General features: G+C 52.1%; 20 protein-coding genes and 1 pseudogene. All 21 read left to right on the top strand.

Going from position 1 to position 20426, the window contains the following annotated elements; genetic code table 11:
• Positions 1 to 70 precede the first annotated feature (70 nt).
• The 21 genes and pseudogenes from EYQ01_04410 to EYQ01_04510 all read left to right on the top strand — a co-directional run bounded on the left by EYQ01_04410 (position 71) and on the right by EYQ01_04510 (position 20374).
• Positions 71 to 190, top strand: a pseudogene (locus EYQ01_04410) (YjbQ family protein).
• A 219-nt stretch (positions 191 to 409) separates the two neighbouring features.
• Positions 410 to 934: a division/cell wall cluster transcriptional repressor MraZ gene (gene mraZ / locus EYQ01_04415; protein HIE65047.1), complete on the top strand. Its 525-nt coding sequence runs from the start codon at positions 410 to 412 to the stop codon at positions 932 to 934.
• Between the two features lie 59 nt (positions 935 to 993).
• Positions 994 to 1950 (top strand): 16S rRNA (cytosine(1402)-N(4))-methyltransferase RsmH, encoded by a 957-nt coding sequence (gene rsmH, locus EYQ01_04420; GenBank protein ID HIE65048.1) that lies wholly within the window; start codon positions 994 to 996, stop codon positions 1948 to 1950.
• Positions 1947 to 2291 carry a cell division protein FtsL gene (gene ftsL, locus EYQ01_04425; GenBank protein HIE65049.1) on the top strand — a complete coding sequence of 115 codons (345 nt, stop codon included), beginning with the start codon at positions 1947 to 1949 and terminating at the stop codon, positions 2289 to 2291. The genes rsmH and ftsL overlap by 4 nt, the downstream gene beginning before the upstream one ends.
• 61 nt (positions 2292 to 2352) lie before the next feature.
• Positions 2353 to 4182 carry a penicillin-binding protein 2 gene (locus tag EYQ01_04430; GenBank protein ID HIE65050.1) on the top strand — a complete coding sequence of 610 codons (1830 nt, stop codon included), beginning with the start codon at positions 2353 to 2355 and terminating at the stop codon, positions 4180 to 4182.
• Positions 4176 to 5663: a UDP-N-acetylmuramoyl-L-alanyl-D-glutamate--2,6-diaminopimelate ligase gene (locus tag EYQ01_04435; protein ID HIE65051.1), complete on the top strand. Its 1488-nt coding sequence runs from the start codon at positions 4176 to 4178 to the stop codon at positions 5661 to 5663. The genes EYQ01_04430 and EYQ01_04435 overlap by 7 nt, the downstream gene beginning before the upstream one ends.
• 9 nt (positions 5664 to 5672) lie before the next feature.
• Positions 5673 to 7118: a UDP-N-acetylmuramoyl-tripeptide--D-alanyl-D-alanine ligase gene (murF, locus tag EYQ01_04440; GenBank protein ID HIE65052.1), complete on the top strand. Its 1446-nt coding sequence runs from the start codon at positions 5673 to 5675 to the stop codon at positions 7116 to 7118.
• Positions 7118 to 8194, top strand: coding sequence for a phospho-N-acetylmuramoyl-pentapeptide-transferase (locus EYQ01_04445; GenBank protein ID HIE65053.1), 1077 nt, complete (start codon positions 7118 to 7120; stop codon positions 8192 to 8194). Before murF ends, EYQ01_04445 begins: the two co-directional genes overlap by 1 nt.
• Before the next feature lie 16 nt (positions 8195 to 8210).
• Complete coding sequence (gene murD / locus EYQ01_04450) at positions 8211 to 9545, top strand: UDP-N-acetylmuramoyl-L-alanine--D-glutamate ligase (protein HIE65054.1); 1335 nt, start codon at positions 8211 to 8213, stop codon at positions 9543 to 9545.
• Positions 9545 to 10759, top strand: coding sequence for a putative lipid II flippase FtsW (gene ftsW / locus EYQ01_04455; protein ID HIE65055.1), 1215 nt, complete (start codon positions 9545 to 9547; stop codon positions 10757 to 10759). Before murD ends, ftsW begins: the two co-directional genes overlap by 1 nt.
• Positions 10756 to 11850, top strand: a complete 1095-nt coding sequence (murG, locus tag EYQ01_04460) for an undecaprenyldiphospho-muramoylpentapeptide beta-N-acetylglucosaminyltransferase (GenBank protein HIE65056.1) — start codon at positions 10756 to 10758, stop codon at positions 11848 to 11850. The genes ftsW and murG overlap by 4 nt, the downstream gene beginning before the upstream one ends.
• A gap of 57 nt (positions 11851 to 11907) precedes the next feature.
• Complete coding sequence (murB, locus tag EYQ01_04465) at positions 11908 to 12861, top strand: UDP-N-acetylmuramate dehydrogenase (GenBank protein HIE65057.1); 954 nt, start codon at positions 11908 to 11910, stop codon at positions 12859 to 12861.
• A 74-nt stretch (positions 12862 to 12935) separates the two neighbouring features.
• Positions 12936 to 13823 carry a D-alanine--D-alanine ligase gene (locus EYQ01_04470; GenBank protein HIE65058.1) on the top strand — a complete coding sequence of 296 codons (888 nt, stop codon included), beginning with the start codon at positions 12936 to 12938 and terminating at the stop codon, positions 13821 to 13823.
• A gap of 34 nt (positions 13824 to 13857) precedes the next feature.
• Positions 13858 to 14763 (top strand): FtsQ-type POTRA domain-containing protein, encoded by a 906-nt coding sequence (locus EYQ01_04475; protein ID HIE65059.1) that lies wholly within the window; start codon positions 13858 to 13860, stop codon positions 14761 to 14763.
• The gene (gene ftsA / locus EYQ01_04480; protein ID HIE65060.1) at positions 14750 to 15982 is read left to right on the top strand and encodes a cell division protein FtsA; all 1233 of its coding nucleotides are present in this window, start codon (positions 14750 to 14752) and stop codon (positions 15980 to 15982) included. Before EYQ01_04475 ends, ftsA begins: the two co-directional genes overlap by 14 nt.
• Before the next feature lie 58 nt (positions 15983 to 16040).
• A complete protein-coding gene (ftsZ, locus tag EYQ01_04485; protein HIE65061.1) occupies positions 16041 to 17183 on the top strand; it encodes a cell division protein FtsZ in 1143 nt (380 codons plus the stop codon).
• Positions 17183 to 17956, top strand: a complete 774-nt coding sequence (gene pgeF, locus EYQ01_04490; GenBank protein HIE65062.1) for a peptidoglycan editing factor PgeF — start codon at positions 17183 to 17185, stop codon at positions 17954 to 17956. The genes ftsZ and pgeF overlap by 1 nt, the downstream gene beginning before the upstream one ends.
• 8 nt (positions 17957 to 17964) lie before the next feature.
• Complete coding sequence (locus EYQ01_04495) at positions 17965 to 18642, top strand: YggS family pyridoxal phosphate-dependent enzyme (GenBank protein HIE65063.1); 678 nt, start codon at positions 17965 to 17967, stop codon at positions 18640 to 18642.
• A gap of 61 nt (positions 18643 to 18703) precedes the next feature.
• A complete protein-coding gene (gene proC, locus EYQ01_04500) occupies positions 18704 to 19477 on the top strand; it encodes a pyrroline-5-carboxylate reductase (protein HIE65064.1) in 774 nt (257 codons plus the stop codon).
• 2 nt (positions 19478 to 19479) lie between these two features.
• A complete protein-coding gene (locus EYQ01_04505; GenBank protein HIE65065.1) occupies positions 19480 to 19779 on the top strand; it encodes a YggT family protein in 300 nt (99 codons plus the stop codon).
• 94 nt (positions 19780 to 19873) lie between these two features.
• Complete coding sequence (locus tag EYQ01_04510; protein ID HIE65066.1) at positions 19874 to 20374, top strand: DivIVA domain-containing protein; 501 nt, start codon at positions 19874 to 19876, stop codon at positions 20372 to 20374.
• The last annotated feature ends 52 nt before the right edge of the window (positions 20375 to 20426 follow it).

Genomic DNA, 20426 nt, shown 5'->3' on the forward strand with positions numbered 1-20426 from the left:
GAATTACACCCTATCAAAAATTGACGCTGGCAACACAGGCTCTACTTCTGTGAACCATTATTAATGGGGGGATTACCTTGTTGCGATTACCGATGGGGAACTCGATTTTGGCCCTTGGGAGCAGATTTTCTATGGAGAGTTCGATGGCCGGCGGAGAAAAAGGGTGCTTGTGAAGGTGATTGGTGAATAGCCGTTCAATTCTTATCCCCAAATCGTAGTAGATTCCTTGTTTCTCCGACAGACTTCTAGAATCAAAAGTCAGGATCTTCCCTCGCAAATGTGTTTTCTGATGTGCTGAACCCACAGCGTGTGCAATCCTCTCCCCTTCGGGACGAGGTTCTTCAAATACCTTTTTCTTTCTTACATCCAGGCAATGAAAAAGTTAATCTCCTGATCGTGTGACTTCCTCCTGTTTTTACTTGACTTCCCGGGAACTTGGGGTATACTTCGGGGAAAGTGGGAGAAAGTGGGAGGAAATGGAGGGAATGGGGTGTTTTTAGGGACGTTTCATCATTCGCTGGACTCAAAAGGGCGTTTAAGTATCCCGGTCAAGTTCAGGGAAATTTTGAATACTGAGTCCAATGGGACGATTATTATGACGACCGATCTTGATCTCTGTCTTGCGGCCTATCCGATGAACGAGTGGCAGTCATTCATGGAAAAAGCGAGAAAACTCCCGACGATGGATAAAGGGGTAAAGCGTTTCTTTCGGTTTTTGTTCTCAAGTGCTTCTGAGTGCTTCCTTGATAGGCAGGGTCGTGTCCTTATCCCCTTAAACCTTCGCGAATATGCCGGATTGAATGGAAATGCGGTCGTCGTCGGAGGCGGAAGTAAGTTCGAGGTCTGGAATCCGGGGAAATGGGAAGAGAATGAGGTTCTGGTTTCAGAAAATGCTCCCCAGATCCAGGGCGCTTTGGCCAAACTGGGTATGTGATAGGGGAGATCATTCCCTGAACTATAATTTTTTAGGGACCGCAACTGAGGGAATCGAAGATGGCAATCGCAGGTCTGGGCGAAAGTTCGGAGAAAGGTGAATCGGTTCACCGGCCGGTTCTTGTCAAGGCCGTCTTGGAGGCCTTGGCGTGCCAGCCTGTCCCCGAAAAGATCTATCTTGATTGTACGGTTGGTGCGGGCGGCCATACGGAAGCGATTCTGAATCAGACGGCGCCTTATGGGAGGGTGATCGGTTTGGATCGGGATGATGAGATCCTGAAAATTGCCGAAAAACGATTAAGCGGTTTTTCTGACCGACTCGTTATGCGCCAGGGATCTTTTTGCGAGATGGGCCAAATTATTAAGGATCTTCATCTCTCTGAAGTGGACGGGATCCTGTTCGACTTTGGGGTCTCATCTTTACAACTCGATCGGGCGGAACGTGGATTCTCATTCCAAAAGCCGGGACCGCTTGACATGCGGATGGACCGGGGGCAGAAAGAGACCGCTGCGGATTGGGTCAATCGCCTTTCTCAGGAAGAGTTGGCGGATGTTATTTGGCGATATGGCGAGGATCGCTGGTCCAGGCGGATTTCATCCGGAATTGTTCGGTATCGTGATGAGAAAGGGAAGATCGTCCGGACCGAAGAGCTTGAAGGTATTATCTGGAAAGCGGTCCCTGCCAAATATCGGCACGGGAGAATTCATCCGGCCACCCGGACTTTTCAAGCCTTACGAATCGTTGTGAATCAAGAGCTGGAGCAGATAGAATTGGGCTTGGCTCAGGCCATGTCACTGATGGCCGTCGGAGGACGATTAACCGTGATCTCCTTCCACTCTCTGGAAGATCGCTGTGTGAAGCAGACATTTAAAAAGGCGGTCTCTCCAGGGCTGGCCGACAGAGAAAAGCGCTTTATCAATCTTTATAAGAAACCGCTGGTTGCCGGACCGGAAGAGATCTCTCAAAACCCGCGGGCCAGAAGTGCAAAATTGCGGTGTCTGGAACGGGCAGCATGAAAGATTTATTTAGTGAGGAAGGGGCTGAGAAGGCGTCCCACTTTCTGCTCATTGCCCTGGGAGGGGGGATTTTGATTCTGGCCTTTCTCTCTCTTTGGCAGAGGAATCAGATGGTTCGCATAGGATATGAGATTGGACGCCTCCAGGTGCAGAAAAAGGAGTTGGTCCGCATCCGGAAGGAGTTGTTTGCCGAGGCGGAGACCCTGAGTGCGATGGATCGGATTGAACAGATTGCCATGGAACAGCTCGGCATGAAAGTACCCCGGCCTCAACAGCGTGTCTATGTCGATCGAGAACGGGTCAACACAGCCCGTATTGAAGTGATGAGGTCCATTCGGTAACCCTCGCCCTGTTTTAGAAGCAAGATGCCAGGGGGCCAACACTATTTAGAGTGACCCGATCATGTTGAAAAGACCAACCCACCAGTCTAATCGTAAGCATTTTTTCCTTGTCACTGCGCTTTTTACGGTTGGGTTTTTCATCGTCTTCCTGCGCTTGATTATTGTTCAGGGGGTTCAGCACGAGTCCTGGCTTGAGCGGGCGGAGCGTGCACACGAAAAGAATGTGCAGATTGAGGCGGAACGCGGGTCAATTTATGACCGGAACGGCCGGGCCCTCGCGATGAATGTGGAACTTCCTTCTGTCTATGCCGTTCCCAGAGCCATTTCCCATCCCTCTACCGTCTCCCGCAAACTGGCACCCCTCCTCGGCATGAGTCCAAAGGCGCTTTATAAAAAGCTCGATAACAACAAACGTTTTACCTGGTTATTTCGAAAGATAGACCCGGCGAAGGCTGAGAAAATCCGGCGGCTCAATATAAAGGGGATTGGATTTGTGTCGGAAAGTCAACGGGTCTATCCGAAACGCTCTCTCTTTGGCCACGTACTGGGTTTTTCAGGTCTGGATAATCATGGCTTGGAAGGGATTGAATTAAAGTATGATTCGGCCCTTCGGGGGGAAACCGGTTGGTTGGTAATCGAGAGGGATGCCTTTGGGAAGTCGGTTTTTCCAAAGGGGCTTGATTACATTGTTCCGTCCAGAGGAAAGGATCTCCATCTCACCGTCGATGAGGTGATCCAGCATATCAGCGCGCGAGAACTTGAGCGGATGGTAGAGAAAACCGGTGCAAAAGGAGGGACCGTCATAGTGATGGATCCCTGGACCGGAGCGATATTGTCGATGGTGGTGAGTCCTCGATTTAATCCAAATGTGGTTGGAAGCTACCGCCCTTCTGAGTGGAGGAACAGGGCAATCGCGGACATTTATGAGCCGGGTTCGACGTTCAAGATTGTCACGGCTTCCGCCGTTATCGAAGAGAAATTGATCGAAGCGGATGAAATGATCGACTGTGAAAGCGGAAGATATGCGGTGAAGGGAACTGTGATTCATGACCATGAGGCCATTGGAATGGTTCCGTTTCGTGAGGTGATTGCAAGATCATCCAATATATGTACGGTGAAAGTGGCAGAGATTCTGGGCGAAACACGGCTGGCAAACTATATCAGGGCCTTTGGTTTTGGGGAGCGCCTGGGAGTGGACCTCGTCGGGGAGTCTCCCGGTTTACTACGGGAGAAGAAACGTTGGTCCGGCCGTTCTCTGGCCTCGCTATCGATCGGTCAGGAGATTGGAGTGACCCCTTTACAGATGGTGACTGCAGCAACGGTTATTGCGAATGGCGGCTGGTTGATGACCCCGCATTTGGTCAAATCGATTGACCAGGGTGAAGAGATTCAAACCACTCCAGTACTGATTAAGAGAAGAGTTATTTCTGAGGGGACGGCAAAAGAGATGGTTCAGATCCTCAAGGGGGTTGTTTCCAGTTCGGGAACGGCGAAACTGGCCGCAATTCCCGGATACAGCGTTGCAGGGAAGACTGGAACGGCTCAGAAGTTTGACCGGAAGGCGGGGCGCTATTCCCGTGATAAATACGTGAGCTCTTTTGTCGGGTTTATCCCGGCAGAGGATCCGGTCGTTACCATCCTGGTTGTCGTCGATGAACCGGAAGATGAGGTCTGGGGGGGGACGGTCGCGGGGCCGGTATTTTCGGCCATTGGAGCGGAAGTTCTTCACTATCTGAAAGTTTATCCTCGTGGTGAGGCGGGGGATGAACCCCATGATGTCAGAGATCCAGAGGGTAGGGTTGAGGATCAGCTCCTTCCCGTCGTTTATCAGGCGGGCTTGGATGATGACGCGCCGGGGGATACGTTTCATGTGCGGGGTCCGCTTTGGTGAAGGTGAGTCACTGGTTGGCATCATTCCCTGCCCTGGAGTTGTCGGGGAAGATTGACCTGGAGGTTGGGGAGATTGTCTCTGATTCGAAGAAGGCGTCGCCCGGTTCCCTTTTCGTCGCTTTAAGGGGTACGCGGCAGGATGGACACCGGTTCATTCCGGAGGCGGTGGAACGGGGTGCGGTTGCCGTGGTTCTGGAAGAGCCTATTCCGGGAGAATGTGAGCACAAAGATCCTTCCGTTACTTATATTCGTGTTGAGGATACCCGACACGCGCTGTCGCATCTGGCGTCGACTTTTTTTGAGAATCCAACGGACCGCCTTCGTCTGATTGGTATCACGGGAACAAATGGAAAAACAACGACGGCCTTTCTCGTTCAATCGCTCCTGGAACATGCAGGGCTGAAGACCGGGCTCCTAGGAACCATTGCTTATCATCTGGGAGGACGGTCTGTTGAAGCCCGGCAGACCACCCCGGGATCATTAGAGTTGCAGGAGCTTTTCTCAGAAATGCGCTCGTCGGATGTGACCCATGTGGCGATGGAAGTTTCGTCTCATGCTCTGGATCAAGGGCGCGTCGCGGGTTGTCGATTTGATACGGCGGTGTTCACAAACTTGAGTCAGGACCACCTCGACTACCATGGGACAATGGAGGCCTACTTTGCTTCAAAGCAGAAATTATTTGATCTGACCGAGGGAACGCGAATTATGAATATCGACGATCCCTGGGGGCGCACTTTGAAAGAGCGCCTTTCCTCTCGTTGCTGGGGCTTTGCCATTCAGGAGAAAGCGGATTTTTACCCGGAAAAGGTTGTCTCCGGAATGGATGGTATTCAAATGGTGGTGCAGACTCCTGTCGGAGAGATAGAGCTTACATCCCCACTGGTGGGAAAATATAATATTTATAATTTGCTTGCGGCTGTGGCCGTGGGTGTCTCCGTCGGATTATCCAAAGAGGCCATTGCTGGCGGTGTTGCCGGGATGAAGGGGGTTCCGGGTCGTTTTGAGAAGATTGATCTGGGTCAGGATTTTGTGGTCCTTGTCGATTATGCGCATACGCCGGATGCCCTGGAACGGCTTCTGCAGGCAGTGATTGCACTTTTTTCGGGCCGAATTATAACCGTTTTCGGATGTGGAGGGGATAGAGACAGGGGGAAGCGAGGGCAGATGGGAGAAATTTCTACCCGCTTGAGTGACAAGACCATCATCACCTCTGATAATCCGAGAACTGAGTCCCCGTTCGGTATTATCCAGGAAGTTGAAGCGGGCGTTCAGGTTTTACAAGCCGGTTCTGCCAGGGACTATGAGATTATTCCTGACCGGAAAGAGGCCATTGCGCATGCAATCGGACTGGCCGAGAAAGATGATGTGGTGGTGATCGCAGGGAAGGGGCATGAGGATTACCAACTGATTGGGCATGAGCGACTTTCCTTTGACGACCGGGAGGTGGTGCGTGGTCTCTTGGCGAAACGGGTCCGGGGGTGATGTTGTAAGATGTGGACGATGAAGGAGGTAGCCCAGGGAAGTGGGGGAAGAATTCAAACCGAGGAGGCTTATGATCTTTCCGCCCGAAGCCTGCGTGGATTCTCGATCAACAGCAGGACGATTCAGAGGAATGAAGTTTTTGTCGCCCTGCAGGGGCCGCATTTTGATGGGCATGCTTTCGTTTCCGATGCCCTGGAACGAGGAGGCGCCGGGGCCATTGTTTCTCTTTCTGCTTTTCGACAAAGAGCAGTCGAGTGGCATTCCCGGCTGAAGAAGCATTTATTTGTCGTCGTGGAAGATCCGCTTCAGGCGCTTCAGGCGACAGCACGCTGGCATCGCAGACGTTTTAGTCTGCCTTTGGTTGGCGTGGCCGGGAGCAACGGTAAGACCTGCACAAAGGAAATGATTGCCGATATTTTGTGTCGCCGCGGGCCGGTTCTCAAGAATGAAGGGAACCTGAACAATCATATCGGCCTTCCTCTTTCTCTTCTGCGCCTGAAGAAGGGAGATCGTGCCGCAGTCCTGGAGATGGGGATCAGCAGAAAGGGTGAGATGGAAGGTCTTTGTGCGATCGCGGCGCCGACAGTGGGTTTAATCACCAATATCGGACCGGCCCATTTGGCGGGTCTTGGAAACCTGGAAGGTGTTGCTCGGGAGAAAGGGCACCTTTTTCAGGCGATTGACCGGTCCGGAGGGACGGCGGTCATCAACCAGGATGATCCCTGGCTTCGGCCCTGGGAGTCCAAGGTGTCGTCGTGCTGGACTTTTGGTTTTGAACCCTCTGCCGATGTCAGGGCAACGGACCTGGAAGAGGGAGTCGGCGGGATGACCTTTAATCTTCATCTGAATCGAGAGGGACAGAGCCAACAGAGAGTATGCCTTTCCGCCGTAGGGAGGCACCAGGTGGTGAATGCCCTTGCGGCGGCGGCGGTTTCCGCTGTCCTCGGCGTGGCGCTGGATGATATCCGTAAAGGGCTCGAGACCTTCCGTCCCCCGGCGAATCGGGGAGAGGTCATCATACGACAGGGGATTCATATCCTGTTCGACGCCTACAATGCCAATCCGGCCTCGATGAAGGCGGGTCTGGAGATGATCTCTTCTTATCACCCGAGTACAAGAATGGGCGAGAAGCAAGGTCGGAAAATGGTCATTCTGGGGGATATGTTTGAACTGGGCGATTTGACGGAGTCGGCCCATTTTGATGTCGGACAGTGGGTCGCTGAAACCGGTCTGGATAGTCTGATTGCCGTGGGGGAATGGGCGGAGAAGATGGGCGAAGGGGCGCGTCAAGGAGGACTCCCTGCCGAGTGCATTTCAATTCATCAGGATCTGGAGTCTGTACGAATGGTTATGCGGAAAGAGTTTCATGCGGGAGATTGTATCTTGATCAAGGGTTCGCGAAGAATGAAGATGGAACGGCTGCTGGACGTTTTAGATTCGGAGGGATCTCACTGATGTTGTACAACTTCCTTTACCCGCTCCATACATCTTATTCCTTCTTCAACGTCTTTCGCTATATTACCTTTAGGACGATCTATGCCATCGTGACCGCGCTGGTGATCTCTTTTCTGATCGGGCCGTGGGTGACCCGTCTTTTAAAGAAACACCAAATCGGTGAGCAGATCGGGGGCGACGGTCCTGAATCGCACAAGCATAAGGCCGGGACGCCCACGATGGGTGGGGTCATGATCCTGGTGGCTGTGTTGACCTCCACCGTCCTCTGGGCAGATATGACAAACAGCTACATTTGGCTGGTCATCTTTGCGACTGTCGGATTTGGTCTGATTGGGTTCTGGGATGATTATCTCAAGTGTGTCGTGAAGAACAAAAAGGGCCTCCTCCCCCGTTATAAATTTGGTTTTCAGATCCTCGTGGCGCTTCTTATTGCCCTTGGTCTTTATCAGTCGGAGGCCTATTCGACGATTCTGTCGGTTCCCTTGTTTAAGGATCTGACTCCCGATCTGGGTCTATTCTATATTCCCTTTGCCATTCTGGTCATTGTCGGCGCGTCGAATGCGGTCAACCTGACGGACGGTCTGGACGGATTGGCGGTCGGACCGGTCATGATGACGGCCATGGCCTATCTGATTGTTTCATATGCGACCGGCCGGACCGATTTTTCCGCATACCTGCTCATTCCCTATATCGAAGGGGCCGGAGAGTTGGCGGTCTTTTGCGGGGCGATTATCGGGGCGGGACTTGGTTTTCTATGGTTCAACGCCTACCCGGCGGATATCTTCATGGGGGATGTTGGATCTCTCCCCCTGGGAGGCGCACTTGGAACCGTCGCGGTCATATCGAAGCATGAACTGCTTCTGGTGTTGGTGGGCGGTATTTTTGTAATCGAGGCGCTTTCGGTGATTTTTCAGGTCATTTCATTTAAATCGCGCGGGAAACGGGTTTTCCTGATGGCACCGATACACCATCATTTTGAATTAAAGGGGTGGCAGGAACCCAAAATTGTGGTGCGTTTCTGGATCTTGTCGATCATTCTGGCACTATTGAGTCTGAGTACGCTTAAACTGAGGTGAGAGATTGAACACGAGTATGGTGAAGAAACGGGTCACGGTTGTCGGAATGGGAAAAAGTGGCCTTGCCGCGGCGTTATTACTTGCTGCAAAAGGGGCGGATGTCCTGGTGGTCGATGATATCCGGCAAGAGATCCCCCCTATGTTTGATCAAGGTTCAACTTCACTTTCATCCGTTCGATTTCACTTGGGAAATTGGCGAGTGGAGGATCTCTTCCGGGCTGAGTTGATCGTCCTGAGTCCGGGTTTTCCTGTGTCCAGGCTTCCAATGGGGAGACTTCAAGCACTGAAAATTCCTGTTATCGGAGAACTTGAACTTGCTGCCGGATGGCTTACCGCTCCGATGATAGCGATTACCGGGACAAACGGAAAGAGTACCACAACGGCCCTTATCGGTGAGATTCTGAAGGAATGGGGATGGAAGGTCTTTCTCGGAGGGAATTTTGGTACTCCCCTCTCAGAGGCCGTAGGTTCTGATTGGGACTTCATTGTGGTCGAGGTCAGTTCCTTCCAACTGGAGACCGTCAAATCGTTTCACCCCCGCATTGCGGCATTGCTGAATATTACGCCTGATCATTTGGACCGTTACCCCGACATGCGTTCCTATCAGGAGGCAAAATGGCGGATCTTTGAGAATCAATCCAGTGGGGATCATGCCGTGATTAATCTGGATGATCCCTTGCTGTCTCCTCCTTCTCTCAGGGGATCAACGATCCATTTCAGCCGGAACTACCGCCCCCGACGAGGAGTCTATCTTCAGGGAGAAGAAATCATCTCAAACCTTTGGGGGGAGGCGGAGACGATTATCCGTCTTGGAAACCTGCAGGTCAAAGGGCCACAGTATGTTGATAATGTGATGGCGGCTTCTGCGATGACACTCCTCTGTGGGTGTTCTGTTGAGGGAATCCGCCAGACGCTGTCCCATTTTAAGGGGCTTCCTCACCGAATGGAAATGGCGGGTGAAATATCCGGCGTGATCTATATTGACGATTCCAAGGGGACCAACGTGGGTGCGATGGCCCGTTCGATCGAAAGCCAGATCTCTCCGATTGTTCTGATTGCGGGTGGCAGGGATAAAGAAGGTGATTTTACGCCGTTGCAGGGCCTTGTTCGGAAAAAGGTCAAGCGGCTGATCCTCCTGGGAGAGGCCCGGGAGAAAATGGCCCGTTGTTTTTCGCATCATCCCGCCGTTGAATGTGTTGATTCAATGAAAGAGGCGGTAGAACGGGCGGCTTTCTGTGCCCGACCGGGAGACGTTGTTCTCCTGTCTCCCGGTTGTACAAGTTTTGACATGTTCGGGGATTATGCCCACCGAGGTGATGTCTTCAAGAAGGCCGTGGCGGAGTTGGTTTGATGAGATCGAATAAGAGAAAACCAGGACGATCCTCCCTCCTTTCTGGAAGGAAGGAAATGGCAAGTAGTCATCGGAGAAAGCGAGAGGTTTTTCGCCAGGGAGACGGGGGGCTTGTTGTTATTATCATGATTCTTCTTCTTCTGGGTATCATCATGGTTTACAGCGCGAGCGGCATCCTTGCGGAAAAACTCTATCAGGATTCTACCCATTTTTTAAAAAAGCAGTTTGTCTGGATCGGGCTCGGCACACTTTTATTTCTTGTTTCATCAAGACTTCCACTCAGATGGCTTCGTGCATGGATTATTCCGATGCTCTGTTGCATTATCACACTCTTGGGGGCGGTACTTCTCGTGGGTGTGAAAATCAACGGCTCCCAGAGATGGCTTCAGATAGGAAGCATGGCTTTCCAATCGTCTGAGGCGGCAAAGCTTTTTACGGTAATCTATCTCGCGCACTATATTGCGAAAAAGGGGAAGCGGATTCGGGATTTTTCTGATGGACTGGCACCTGCGCTGGCCGTGATAGGTGTCGTGGCCGGACTGATCCTGGTTGAGCCGGATTTTGGAACAACGGCCATGATTGTCCTCATTTCTTTTTTGCTTCTCTTTCTCGGCGGAGCCTCCCTGCTGCATCTGTTGCCGATCGGGGGCTTGACGATTCCATTTTTTATTTATTGGGTCATGAAGGCTCCATACCGGCTTCAGCGGGTCAAGACTTTCCTGAACCCGTGGCAAGACCCCTCTTCCAGCGGTTTTCAGATGATCCAGTCGTATGTTGCCCTTGGAAGCGGCGGCCTGGTTGGGACCGGACTAGGCGAGGGGAGACAAAAGTTTTTTTTCTTGCCGGAGCCCCATACCGATTTTATCTTTGCCGTCATTGGAGAAGAACTCGGTTTATTCGGTACGGTTTCGATTCTCTTTCTCTTTGTGTTCCTCCTGTGGAAGGGGACAAGGATCGCGCTGTCGCTGGATGATCCCTTTACCCGAATGCTGGCGATTGGGACCACCTTAATGATGACACTTCCTGCCTTGATCAACATGGGGGTTGTGACCGGACTTCTCCCGACGAAGGGGCTTCCGCTTCCCTTTGTCAGTTATGGAGGGTCTTCACTCCTGGTGAACAGCATCGCGGTTGGATTACTTTATAATACTTCTCGCTTTTCCGAGTCGCCCTCAATATCACGATTACGATACAAAGGGAGAAGGGCAGGATGAAAGTGGTCATTGCCGGAGGGGGCACAGGAGGACATCTCTACCCGGGGATTGCACTGGCGGAGACCTTCAAAAGATTGCAGGAGAATATGTCGATTCTCTTTATCGGGACAGCACAGGGAATTGGGCCGAAGGTTTTATCTGAGAAGGGATTCATGTTTGAGGTTATCCGGGCAAAAGGACTTGTCGGAAAAGGGTGGGTCTCCAGAATAAAGTCGATCGGACTGATTCCCGTTGGACTTATACAATCGATGCTGATCCTGAGAAAGTTTTCTCCCCAACTGGTCATTGGCATCGGTGGGTATGCTGCCGGTCCGATCCTTCTCGCGGCGATTCTTCTCCGAATAAAACGGGTTATCCTGGAACCCAACCGCATCCCAGGGTTGGCGAATAAACTGGTCGCTCCCTATGTCGATATGGCCTTCGTGGCATTTGATGAACTTCGTGAGACACTGGGTGCAAAAGAGGTTCGGTCTCTCGGGGTGCCGGTTCGGCCGGAGATTGTCCGTGCCTCTTCTTCTCCAGAGGTCTTAACCTCCGGAAAAGATCCCTTGGTTCTCTTGATTCTGGGCGGGAGCCAGGGAGCTCATTCGATCAATCAGGCCATGGTGGATGCACTCCCTTACTTGGAAAAGTTGAAAGACAGACTTTTTATTATCCATCAGACCGGAAAGCTTGACTGGGAGGAGACTCGTTCAGATTATACTAAAACAGGATTCTCATCCCGAGTCGAGCCGTTTATTGATGACATGGCGGAAACCTACGCGAAAGCGGATCTGGTGTTGAGCCGGGCAGGGGCCGGGACATTATCAGAATTGGCGGCGATTGGTAAACCCTCCCTCCTTGTCCCCTTTCCGTTTGCGGGAGGACATCAGGAGAAGAATGCAGAGGCCTTTGCCTCCGCCGGAGCCTCTGAGATGATTCTTGATCGAATGTTGTCCGGACAGGGGCTTGCGGAGCGGATTGAGCCGCTCCTTTTAGATTCGGAAAAGCGAAAGAAGATGGGTGAGGCGGCGAGGCGGAGGGGGCATCCTGATTCGGCGGAGAAGATTGTCAGGGAATGTTTTTGTTTGCTTGGGGAGCCTCTTACTTGATGGGGCGGAGACATTTTTAGGGATGAGGGTGACAGTAAATAAGGAAGCACCATCAGGATGATTTTGACGAAGATGAATCTGGATAAAAAGAATAATGGTGTCCTCTCTGAGGCCCTGGAAGACTATACGGGAGAGATTCGTTGGAAAGAGCCGATCGCTCCCTATACCTCCTTCAAAGTAGGCGGACCGGCAGAGGTCATGGTTTTTCCGAAGACGGTGTCAGAGGTGGCCTTCCTCATGAATCGGATTTCAAGTCATCAACTTCCCTGGTTTATTCTGGGAGGCGGGAGCAACCTGCTTGTGAGAGACGGCGGAATAAAGGGGGTCGTCCTTCATTTGAAGCACCTTCAACAAATAGAAGAAAAAGGCTCCGGACTTCTTGTCGCGGAGGCGGGGGTTTCTTTTCCGAAGCTCTCAACTACTTCGAAGGAAAAGGGTTTGTCCGGCCTGGAATTTGCCATCGGCATTCCCGGAACGGTCGGCGGCGCCGTGGTCATGAATGCAGGCATTCCGAATGAAGAGACAGAGGCGGTCCTTAAGGAACTCACATTAGTTGATGAAGCGGGAAAGATACAGCCTTATTCCAGGGCAGATATTCCCTTCGGTTATCGATCAGCGCATTTGCCTAAAGGGGTTGTGGTTTCCGCTTCTTTTCAACTCAGGCCGGCGTCGGTGAGACAGATTGATGAAAAAATGAAGTACTTACTGAAGCGTCGAAGGGAGACGCAGCCGCTTTCTTTTCCTAGTGTCGGTTCTGTCTTTAAGAATCCGGAGAAAGGATATGCCGGAAAAATTATCGAGGCCTGTGGTTTGAAAGGCTCTCGATGCGGAGACGCACAAATTTCTGAAAGGCACGGCAATTTTATCGTCAATTGTGGTTCCGCAAAGGCGGAAGATGTTCTGGATTTGATTCATAGGGTCCGAGAGCGGGTTCTGGAAGTGGAGGGAATCCTCCTGGAGCCAGAGGTCAAGGTTGTCGGTGTTGATTCTGTCGACCGAGGGACATTGTAAGGGACGACCCTCTTAAAGGAACGGGGCGGGGTGTGGTTTTAAAGGCATATGCGGAAAAGAAAATAGGGGTTCTGATGGGCGGCATGTCGGTCGAGCGGGAGATTTCGATCAAGAGTGGAGAGGCGATATCGTTCTCACTGGACCGACTTGGATACCGACAGAAAGCGATTGATGTTGACCCGGATGTCGCGCTCACTCTGCGGCGTGAAGGAATTGAAGTGGCCTTTATTGCCTTGCATGGACGCTACGGGGAGGATGGGACGATTCAGGGTCTACTCGATGTGATGCAGATCCCTTACACAGGTTCGGGTGTGCTGGCCAGCGCAATGGGAATGGATAAGATTGCCTCGCGCCAAATCTTCCTTTCGCAGGGTTTGTCTGTGCCCCCCTATCTTGTTTTACATAAGGAAGCGCAATCCTCTTTTAATTCGGATCAGCTTCCCTTTGGTTTTCCTGTTGTCGTGAAACCGGTCTCAGAGGGCTCAAGCGTGGGCGTGACCATTGTTCCGGAGCCGAAAGGCCTGGCAGAGGGCTTGAAGCAGGCATTTCGCCATGGTCCGCGGATATTGATCGAGAAGTTTATCTCCGGAAAAGAGGTTCATGTGGGTATCCTGGGGGAGCGTACTCTGGGAGCCATCGAGATTAAGCCAAAGACAGAATTTTATGATTATACAGCGAAATATGTTGCGGGCATGTCGGAACATCTCTACCCTGCGCCCCTTTCTTCCGATCTCTATGAAAAGGTATTGGCGTCGGGACTTCGAGCCCATAGGGCTTTGGGGTGCAGCGGGTACAGTCGGGTCGATTTTCTGATCGATGTTGAGGAGAACCTTTACCTCTTAGAGGTTAATACGCTGCCGGGAATGACAGAGACGAGTCTGATGCCGGAGATGGCGCGAGGGGTTGGTGTCGCCTTTGATGCCCTTGTGGAAGAGATTTTGGCGACAGCATCAACCGGGTAGGTGAACCCAGAGCGAAACTAGGGTCGAGGCTGGCATGGGATACGCAATCTCAAGAACAAAAAAAAGAAGGGTTATTCGGCGGCAGAAAGACAGAAGCGGACAGTTTTTTCGGCATGCCGCAGCGATGGGGAAATCGCTGGGCCTGTCTGTCCTCCTGGGTATGGGTCTGTTTGTCCTCTACCTTGGGCTGAAGCAGGGGATGTCATCATCGGTCTTCAACGTAAAGGAGATACGATGGTCCGGCCTTCACCACTTGAAGGGATCGGGAATAAGGGATCGCCTTGCAGCGCTCACCGGAGAGAACCTGTTTTACCTGGACCTTGCTGACGCCAGGAAGGAATTGCTGTCTGATCCCTGGGTGAAGTCGGTGGTGGTGAAGAAGGTGTTCCCGGACCGGCTTTCCATTATGATTGTGGAGCGGAAGCCTGCCCTGGTCGAATATGCCGGTGTTGACTTTCAGGGCGCCGTCGGTTCATCGCGAAGAACGGCCCTTCTGGATGAAGAAGGAGTGATCCTGGAAGAGGGAGGGGTCTATCCAGAGACGCTCCCCCGGATCATTCGTTTTGACCGGGAGCGCTTTCCGAATGCCGCCATTCTGGCCCGAAGCCTGGCGAATCGCCCGGGCGTTCTGATGGATCTATCAAACCCGGATGATCTGTTGGTTCACTTTACGGGAGAGAAGAGCGGGGTGCGAAAGGGAGTCCTTCACCTTGGAAAGAGAGATTATCAGGAAAGATGGGTACGGTATCTGGAGATAGAAAACGACCTTCGGGATCGGGGGTTTTCTCATTGGGAGGTTGATCTGAGATTTTCGGATAAAGCGATTGTGAGAAGGGGGTTTTCGGTGAAGAAAATAGGTTCAAGGGGACCGTCGGTGTTGCCCCGGAGGCACAGGGAGAAGATGACTACCAATAACGGAGGACGTCTTGGCAAAACATGAAAACATTCTGGTCGGTCTGGATGTTGGCACGACAAAGATCTGCGCTATTGTTGGCGAAATTGTAGATGATAAGCGGATCGATATTATCGGGATAGGGACCCATCCTTCAAAGGGGCTCAGAAAAGGGATGGTGGTTAATATAGAGAGTACGGTGGAGTCGATCAAACGCGCGGTCGAAGAGGCCGAGTTGATGGCCGGAGTGGACATCCACTCGGTCTATACCGGCATTGCCGGAGGACACATCAAGGGTTTTAACAGCCGCGGGGTCATTGCTGTCAAGGACCAAGAGGTCAGTCGTGCTGATATCGACCGTGTTCTGGACGCTGCCAAGGCCGTTGCGATTCCGTTGGACAGAGAGATCCTTCATGTCTTGCCGCAAGAGTTTATCGTCGACAGCCAGGACGGGATTAAAGACCCGCTTGGGATGTCGGGCGTTCGGCTTGAAGTGGAGGTTCATATTATTACCGGGGCGGTCACCTCTGCGCAGAACATCATGAAGAGCATTAACCGGGCGGGGCTGGAGATGGTGGACATGATTCTTCAACCGCTCGCCTCAAGCGAGGCGGTCCTGACCCCGGAAGAGAAGGAGTTGGGCGTGGTCGTCGTTGATCTCGGAGGCGGCACAACCGATATCGCCGTTTTTGTCGAGGGAAGCATCCGCCACACTGCGGTCCTGCCGATTGGCGGGAGCCATTTTACCAATGATATCGCAATCGGTCTCCGGACCCCGCCTGCCGATGCCGAGAAAATCAAGATCAAGTATGGATGCGCTTCTGCAGATATGGTCAAGGACAATGAGACCATCGAGGTCCCAAGTGTCGGGGGGAGGCCCCCGCGTATCCTTTCCCGTCAGCTCCTCTCGGAAATTATTGAGCCGCGCGCGGAAGAGGTCTTCACCTTAGTCGCCCGGGAGATTGAAAAAATGGGCTATGAAGATCGGGTTGCTTCCGGTGTTGTCATTACAGGCGGAACATCCTGCTTTAACGGCATGGTGGAAGTGGGCGAGCGGACTCTCGGCCTTCCTGTCAGAAAAGGACTTCCCGTTGGTGTTGGGGGGCTGATTGATATTGTGAGCAGTCCAGGCTATGCCACTGGGGTGGGGCTTAATTTGTATGCTTTTGGAAATCAGGACAAGGAAGAACATCGGAGAGTGGGAAAAGGAAGGTTGTGGTCGCGTATAGGTAATAAAATGAGGCAATGGGCGCATGAATTTTTTTAGTTCCATGAATTATTTATCATGAGAATCTGGATGGGATTCTCTATGAGAGGAGGATATAATGTTTCTTTTTGATGAAGAAGAGCTGAATGGGGGATCCGCCCGGATTAAGGTAGTCGGCGTTGGAGGGGGTGGATGTAACGCGGTGAACAATATGATCCATTCCGGAGTGAAGGGTGTAGATTTTATCTCGGCCAACACGGACATCCAGGCGCTTGATTTATCGAGGGCGGCCCAGAAGGTTCAGTTGGGGGCAAAACTCACGCGAGGGTTAGGTGCGGGTGCCCGGCCTCAGATCGGGAGAGAGTCTGCTTTTGAAGCGGTCGATCTGATCAAGGAAATCCTTTCCGGAGCGGACATGGTCTTTGTGACCGCCGGAATGGGAGGTGGGACCGGAACAGGTGCCGCACCGGTCATTGCCAATATTGCAAAAGAGATGGGGTTGTTGACTGTCGGTGTTGTGACCAAACCCTTTCAGTTTGAGGGGCCGAAGCGGACAAGACAGGCGGATGAGGGGGTACTGGAACTCAAGAAGAGTTGCCATACGGTCATCGTGATTCCAAACCAGCGGCTCTTGCATGTGGTCGAAAAAGGGACCCCCTTGAAGGAATCTTTCCTTGTTGTGGATGACATCCTCCGTCAGGCGGTCCAGGGGATTTCTGATCTTATCACCACGCCCGGATTGGTGAATGTCGATTTTGCCGATGTCCGGACGGTAATGTCCCACAAGGGCCGGTCGGTCATGGGAATGGGTGTTGCGAAGGGTGAAAACCGTGCTGTCGAAGCGGCCCAGCAGGCCATTTCCAGTCCTTTGCTGGAGGATAGCTCTATTGAAGGAGCGCAGGGGGTTCTCATTAATGTGACCGGAGGTCTGGATCTCTCCCTACACGAACTGACGGAGGCGTCTTCGATTATTCAGGGAGAAGTTGATTCGGATGCGAATATCATATTTGGGTCTGTGATCCGAGAAGAGATGAAAGAGGAGGTCAAGGTGACCGTTATTGCAACGGGGTTTGAGGATGGGCGTGACCGTGAGGAGGCCGGAAGTCGGAGCAATGGGTCCGAAAAGAAAGTGGAGCCAAACCTCTTTGAGAAAGGAGGATACTTGCGAAAGGTCTTCCGGGAAGAGAATGGAAGGGAGTGTGCCAAGATTGACGATGATGAATGGGACGTTCCTACTTTTTTGAGAAAACAGGCTGACTGATGCTTCTGGAAGAAAGAGCCCAGGGGTACCAATGGATTCAAAATAACGGAAAGGGATATATTCAACTGCCATTATTCAATGGGCAATCCTTCTTCCACTTTTTTGGAACCCGGCTGCTCGCGAAAGGCTCTGAGACGGAGGCCGAACATTCTCAAAAAATAACCGCGCTCGGGGGGGCGGAGTTTTTTGCGCGATGTCGCCAGGTTCATGGAGATGCCATTTGTGAGGTGAACGGCGCGGGAAGAGAATTCTCTGATGAGATCCCGACCGGGGATGGCCTGACAACAAATCAAAGCGGCCTCCTGATTACGGTTTCTACCGCAGACTGTGTTCCCGTCCTTCTCTTTGACCCGGTCCGGAGGGCGGTCTCAGCCGTTCATGCCGGTTGGCGCGGGTCGCATCTTAATATCTCTGCGAAGGCGGTTGCTACGATGCAAACAAACTATGATTCAAAGCCAGAGGATATTCTTGCCGGGATCGGTCCATCGATCGGCCCTTGTTGTTTTGAGGTGGGGCGTGACGTTTGGGAGAAACTCGAACGAGACACTCCGTATGGAAAACAGCTTGTTTCCCATGGTAAGGAAGAAAAAGCCTGGGTCAATTTGACACAACTGAACAGACTGCAACTTGTAGAGGCCGGTCTTCGTTCTGAAAAGATTCAGGACACCGGTCTTTGCACCGCCTGTGCGCCCAACCTGTTTTATTCCTTCCGCAGGGATGGGAAAAAGATCGGAAATATGACGAGCGGGCTGATGTTGACCCCGGGGACGTGACAGGAGCCATGACGGTGATTGCCCCTTCCCTCAAGCGAATTCAGACGGCCATTCGTGGGGCTGCGAAGCGGGCGGGACGAATCTCCGATGAGATCACGCTGGTCGCGGCTTCAAAACGTATTCCCGTAGAACGAATAGAAGAGGCGGCGAAAAACGGACTCAGAATCTTTGGTGAAAACCGGGTGCAGGAGGCAGTGGCTAAATTTAAGGAAACCGGACTCAGGGAGCGGATCAATTCACTTCATCTCATTGGTCCGCTTCAAACGAATAAGGTGAAAAGGGCAGTTGGTTTTTTTGACCTGATTCACTCCATTGATTCGGTGCATCTGGCCGAGAAGGTTGCTCAGGAAGCGGGAAGGCGTTCGCGAAGGCAAGCGGTGTTGGTCCAGGTCAATGTCAGCGGTGAAGAAAGTAAGCACGGGATTTCAGTTAAGGAGGCGCCGGATTTGATCAACATGGTACGACGTCAATCGCATCTTTCCCTCTTGGGTTTGATGACGATTCCGCCCTATCATTCAGACCCGGAGAGGTCGCGACCCTATTTTTCGATGCTTCGCGAACTGGGTGACGGAATGGATATAAGCCGTTTTTCCATGGGAATGTCGGCGGACTTTGAGGTGGCGATTGAAGAGGGGGCGACCTGGGTGAGAATCGGGACCGCGCTGTTCGGGCAACGGGAGGGATAGATTGGTGAAGGGGAAATCAAAAAAAAAGGCGGTCCGCCTTGCATTTCTCGGTTCTGGAAATATGGCAGAGGCAATCATCAAGGGGGTCCTTGATGCGGGACTGTTTAAACCTTCCGCGCTCATCGCTTCTGATATTTCCGATGAGCGACTGAAAATGATGGGTGAAAAATATGCTGTCCGTACCACTCGATCAAACAGAGAGGCGGCTCGCGATGGGGATATTATTATCCTGGGAATGAAGCCTTTTGCCGTAGATGCCGCATTGGCGGAGGTCAAATCGGAGTTGGGGAAGAAGGTTCTGATCTCTGTTGCGGCGGGTGTTCCCTTGTCTAGACTGGCATCTGGTTTGGAGAGGGAAGCAAAAATAATTCGGGCGATGCCGAATGCACCCGCGCTCGTGCAATCCGGGGCGACGGTTCTCTCTCCCGGAAAAGGGGTCGGAGACAAATCCCTTGGATTGGCTTTGCGTATCTTTGAATCGATCGGCAAGACCTGGGTCATGGAAGAACGGTATCTTGATGCGGTGACAGGTCTTTCCGGGAGCGGGCCGGCGTTTGTTTTTCTAATGATTGAGGCCATGGCTGACGGCGGCGTCAAAAGCGGCCTTCCAAGAGAAATTGCTCTCTCCCTGGCAGTGCAAACGGTCTGGGGTGCGGCGCAGTTGCTTCTTCAAACCGGAGACCACCCGGCCCGCTTAAAGGACTTTGTCGCTTCCCCCGGAGGAACGACGATAGAAGGTCTTCAGAAGCTGGAAGAGGCAAATGTCCGCGCGGCCTTCCTCTCCGCGGTCGAGGCGGCTGCGAGACGGTCCAGGGAACTAGGAAAAGGAGAGTAAGGATGTTCGTTGCAGGAAATTTTATATCAGCGTTGGCACAGATAATGGACATGATCCTCCAGTTCTATATGTGGCTCATCATTGCCAGAGCACTTCTTTCGTGGGTAAATCCGGACCCATATAATTCTATTGTTCAATTTTTGTACAAGGTGACGGAACCGGTTCTCTATCCGGTCCGGCGTGCAACAGGATCATTCAGTGGGGGACTTGATCTTTCCCCGGTGATTGTCATTCTGTCCATCATGTTCTTGAAGAGTTTTGTGGTCGCCTCTCTCTATGGTCTGGCGATGCGTCTTCGGTAGTGAGAGCCAATCCGCCTTTCCCTTGTAAGGAAAAAGAGCTCAGGGGCTAAAGGTCAGAAACAGGCAAAATATATATGTAAAAGGAGAAAGCGGTATGAAGATAACACCACTCGAAATTCGTCAGATGACATTTCAGAAATCATTCAGAGGGTATCCCCCTTTTGAGGTCGACGCCTTTTTGGAAAGCCTGGCAGATGAAGTCGAGGAGATTTTGCATGAAAATGTTGCCCTCAAAGAAAAGATGGAGGAGCAGAACGAAAAGATATTGGAATTAAAGAAGACTGAGGGGGCACTGACCGACACCTTATTGACTGCACAAAAGGCGATTGATGGGATTCGGGGAGCGGCTCAAAAGGAAGGCGAATTCGTTGTCCGGCAGGCGGAGCTTCATGCTGAAGAGGTTACGGGCGAGGCCTTGAAGCATGTCACTCACCTCCAGGGAGAGTTGATCAACATTCAAAGGCAAAAGGGGTTCTTAATCGAGAATGTCCGCGCTCTTATCCATAGCCTGGAGAGGACCTTGTCCTGGGAGAACGAAAAACAGGAAGAAACGGTCAGAGAAGAAGAACCAAAGAGTAACTTGAGGAACCTCTGATTAAGTCTGAGTTGAGTTTTCAGGAGATAAAAATGTTTCGATTCAAGGCGAA

Source organism: Candidatus Manganitrophaceae bacterium, assembly GCA_012960925.1.
Classification (GTDB): domain Bacteria; phylum Nitrospirota; class Nitrospiria; order SBBL01; family JAADHI01; genus DUAG01.

Excerpts from the sequence above, each read along its gene's own strand:
- EYQ01_04495 (HIE65063.1), top strand. The coding sequence starts at position 17,965 with ATGACGGTGATTGCCCCTTCCCTCAAGCGAATTCAGACGGCCATTCGT.
- EYQ01_04445 (HIE65053.1), top strand. The coding sequence starts at position 7,118 with ATGTTGTACAACTTCCTTTACCCGCTCCATACATCTTATTCCTTCTTC.
- ftsZ (HIE65061.1), top strand. The coding sequence starts at position 16,041 with ATGTTTCTTTTTGATGAAGAAGAGCTGAATGGGGGATCCGCCCGGATT.
- murG (HIE65056.1), top strand. The coding sequence starts at position 10,756 with ATGAAAGTGGTCATTGCCGGAGGGGGCACAGGAGGACATCTCTACCCG.
- murD (HIE65054.1), top strand. The coding sequence starts at position 8,211 with ATGGTGAAGAAACGGGTCACGGTTGTCGGAATGGGAAAAAGTGGCCTT.
- EYQ01_04430 (HIE65050.1), top strand. The coding sequence starts at position 2,353 with ATGTTGAAAAGACCAACCCACCAGTCTAATCGTAAGCATTTTTTCCTT.
- EYQ01_04505 (HIE65065.1), top strand. The coding sequence starts at position 19,480 with ATGTTCGTTGCAGGAAATTTTATATCAGCGTTGGCACAGATAATGGAC.
- rsmH (HIE65048.1), top strand. The coding sequence starts at position 994 with ATGGCAATCGCAGGTCTGGGCGAAAGTTCGGAGAAAGGTGAATCGGTT.
- proC (HIE65064.1), top strand. The coding sequence starts at position 18,704 with ATGGCAGAGGCAATCATCAAGGGGGTCCTTGATGCGGGACTGTTTAAA.
- EYQ01_04470 (HIE65058.1), top strand. The coding sequence starts at position 12,936 with ATGGGCGGCATGTCGGTCGAGCGGGAGATTTCGATCAAGAGTGGAGAG.
- EYQ01_04475 (HIE65059.1), top strand. The coding sequence starts at position 13,858 with ATGGGATACGCAATCTCAAGAACAAAAAAAAGAAGGGTTATTCGGCGG.
- pgeF (HIE65062.1), top strand. The coding sequence starts at position 17,183 with ATGCTTCTGGAAGAAAGAGCCCAGGGGTACCAATGGATTCAAAATAAC.
- ftsL (HIE65049.1), top strand. The coding sequence starts at position 1,947 with ATGAAAGATTTATTTAGTGAGGAAGGGGCTGAGAAGGCGTCCCACTTT.
- EYQ01_04510 (HIE65066.1), top strand. The coding sequence starts at position 19,874 with ATGAAGATAACACCACTCGAAATTCGTCAGATGACATTTCAGAAATCA.
- ftsW (HIE65055.1), top strand. The coding sequence starts at position 9,545 with ATGAGATCGAATAAGAGAAAACCAGGACGATCCTCCCTCCTTTCTGGA.
- murB (HIE65057.1), top strand. The coding sequence starts at position 11,908 with ATGATTTTGACGAAGATGAATCTGGATAAAAAGAATAATGGTGTCCTC.
- murF (HIE65052.1), top strand. The coding sequence starts at position 5,673 with ATGTGGACGATGAAGGAGGTAGCCCAGGGAAGTGGGGGAAGAATTCAA.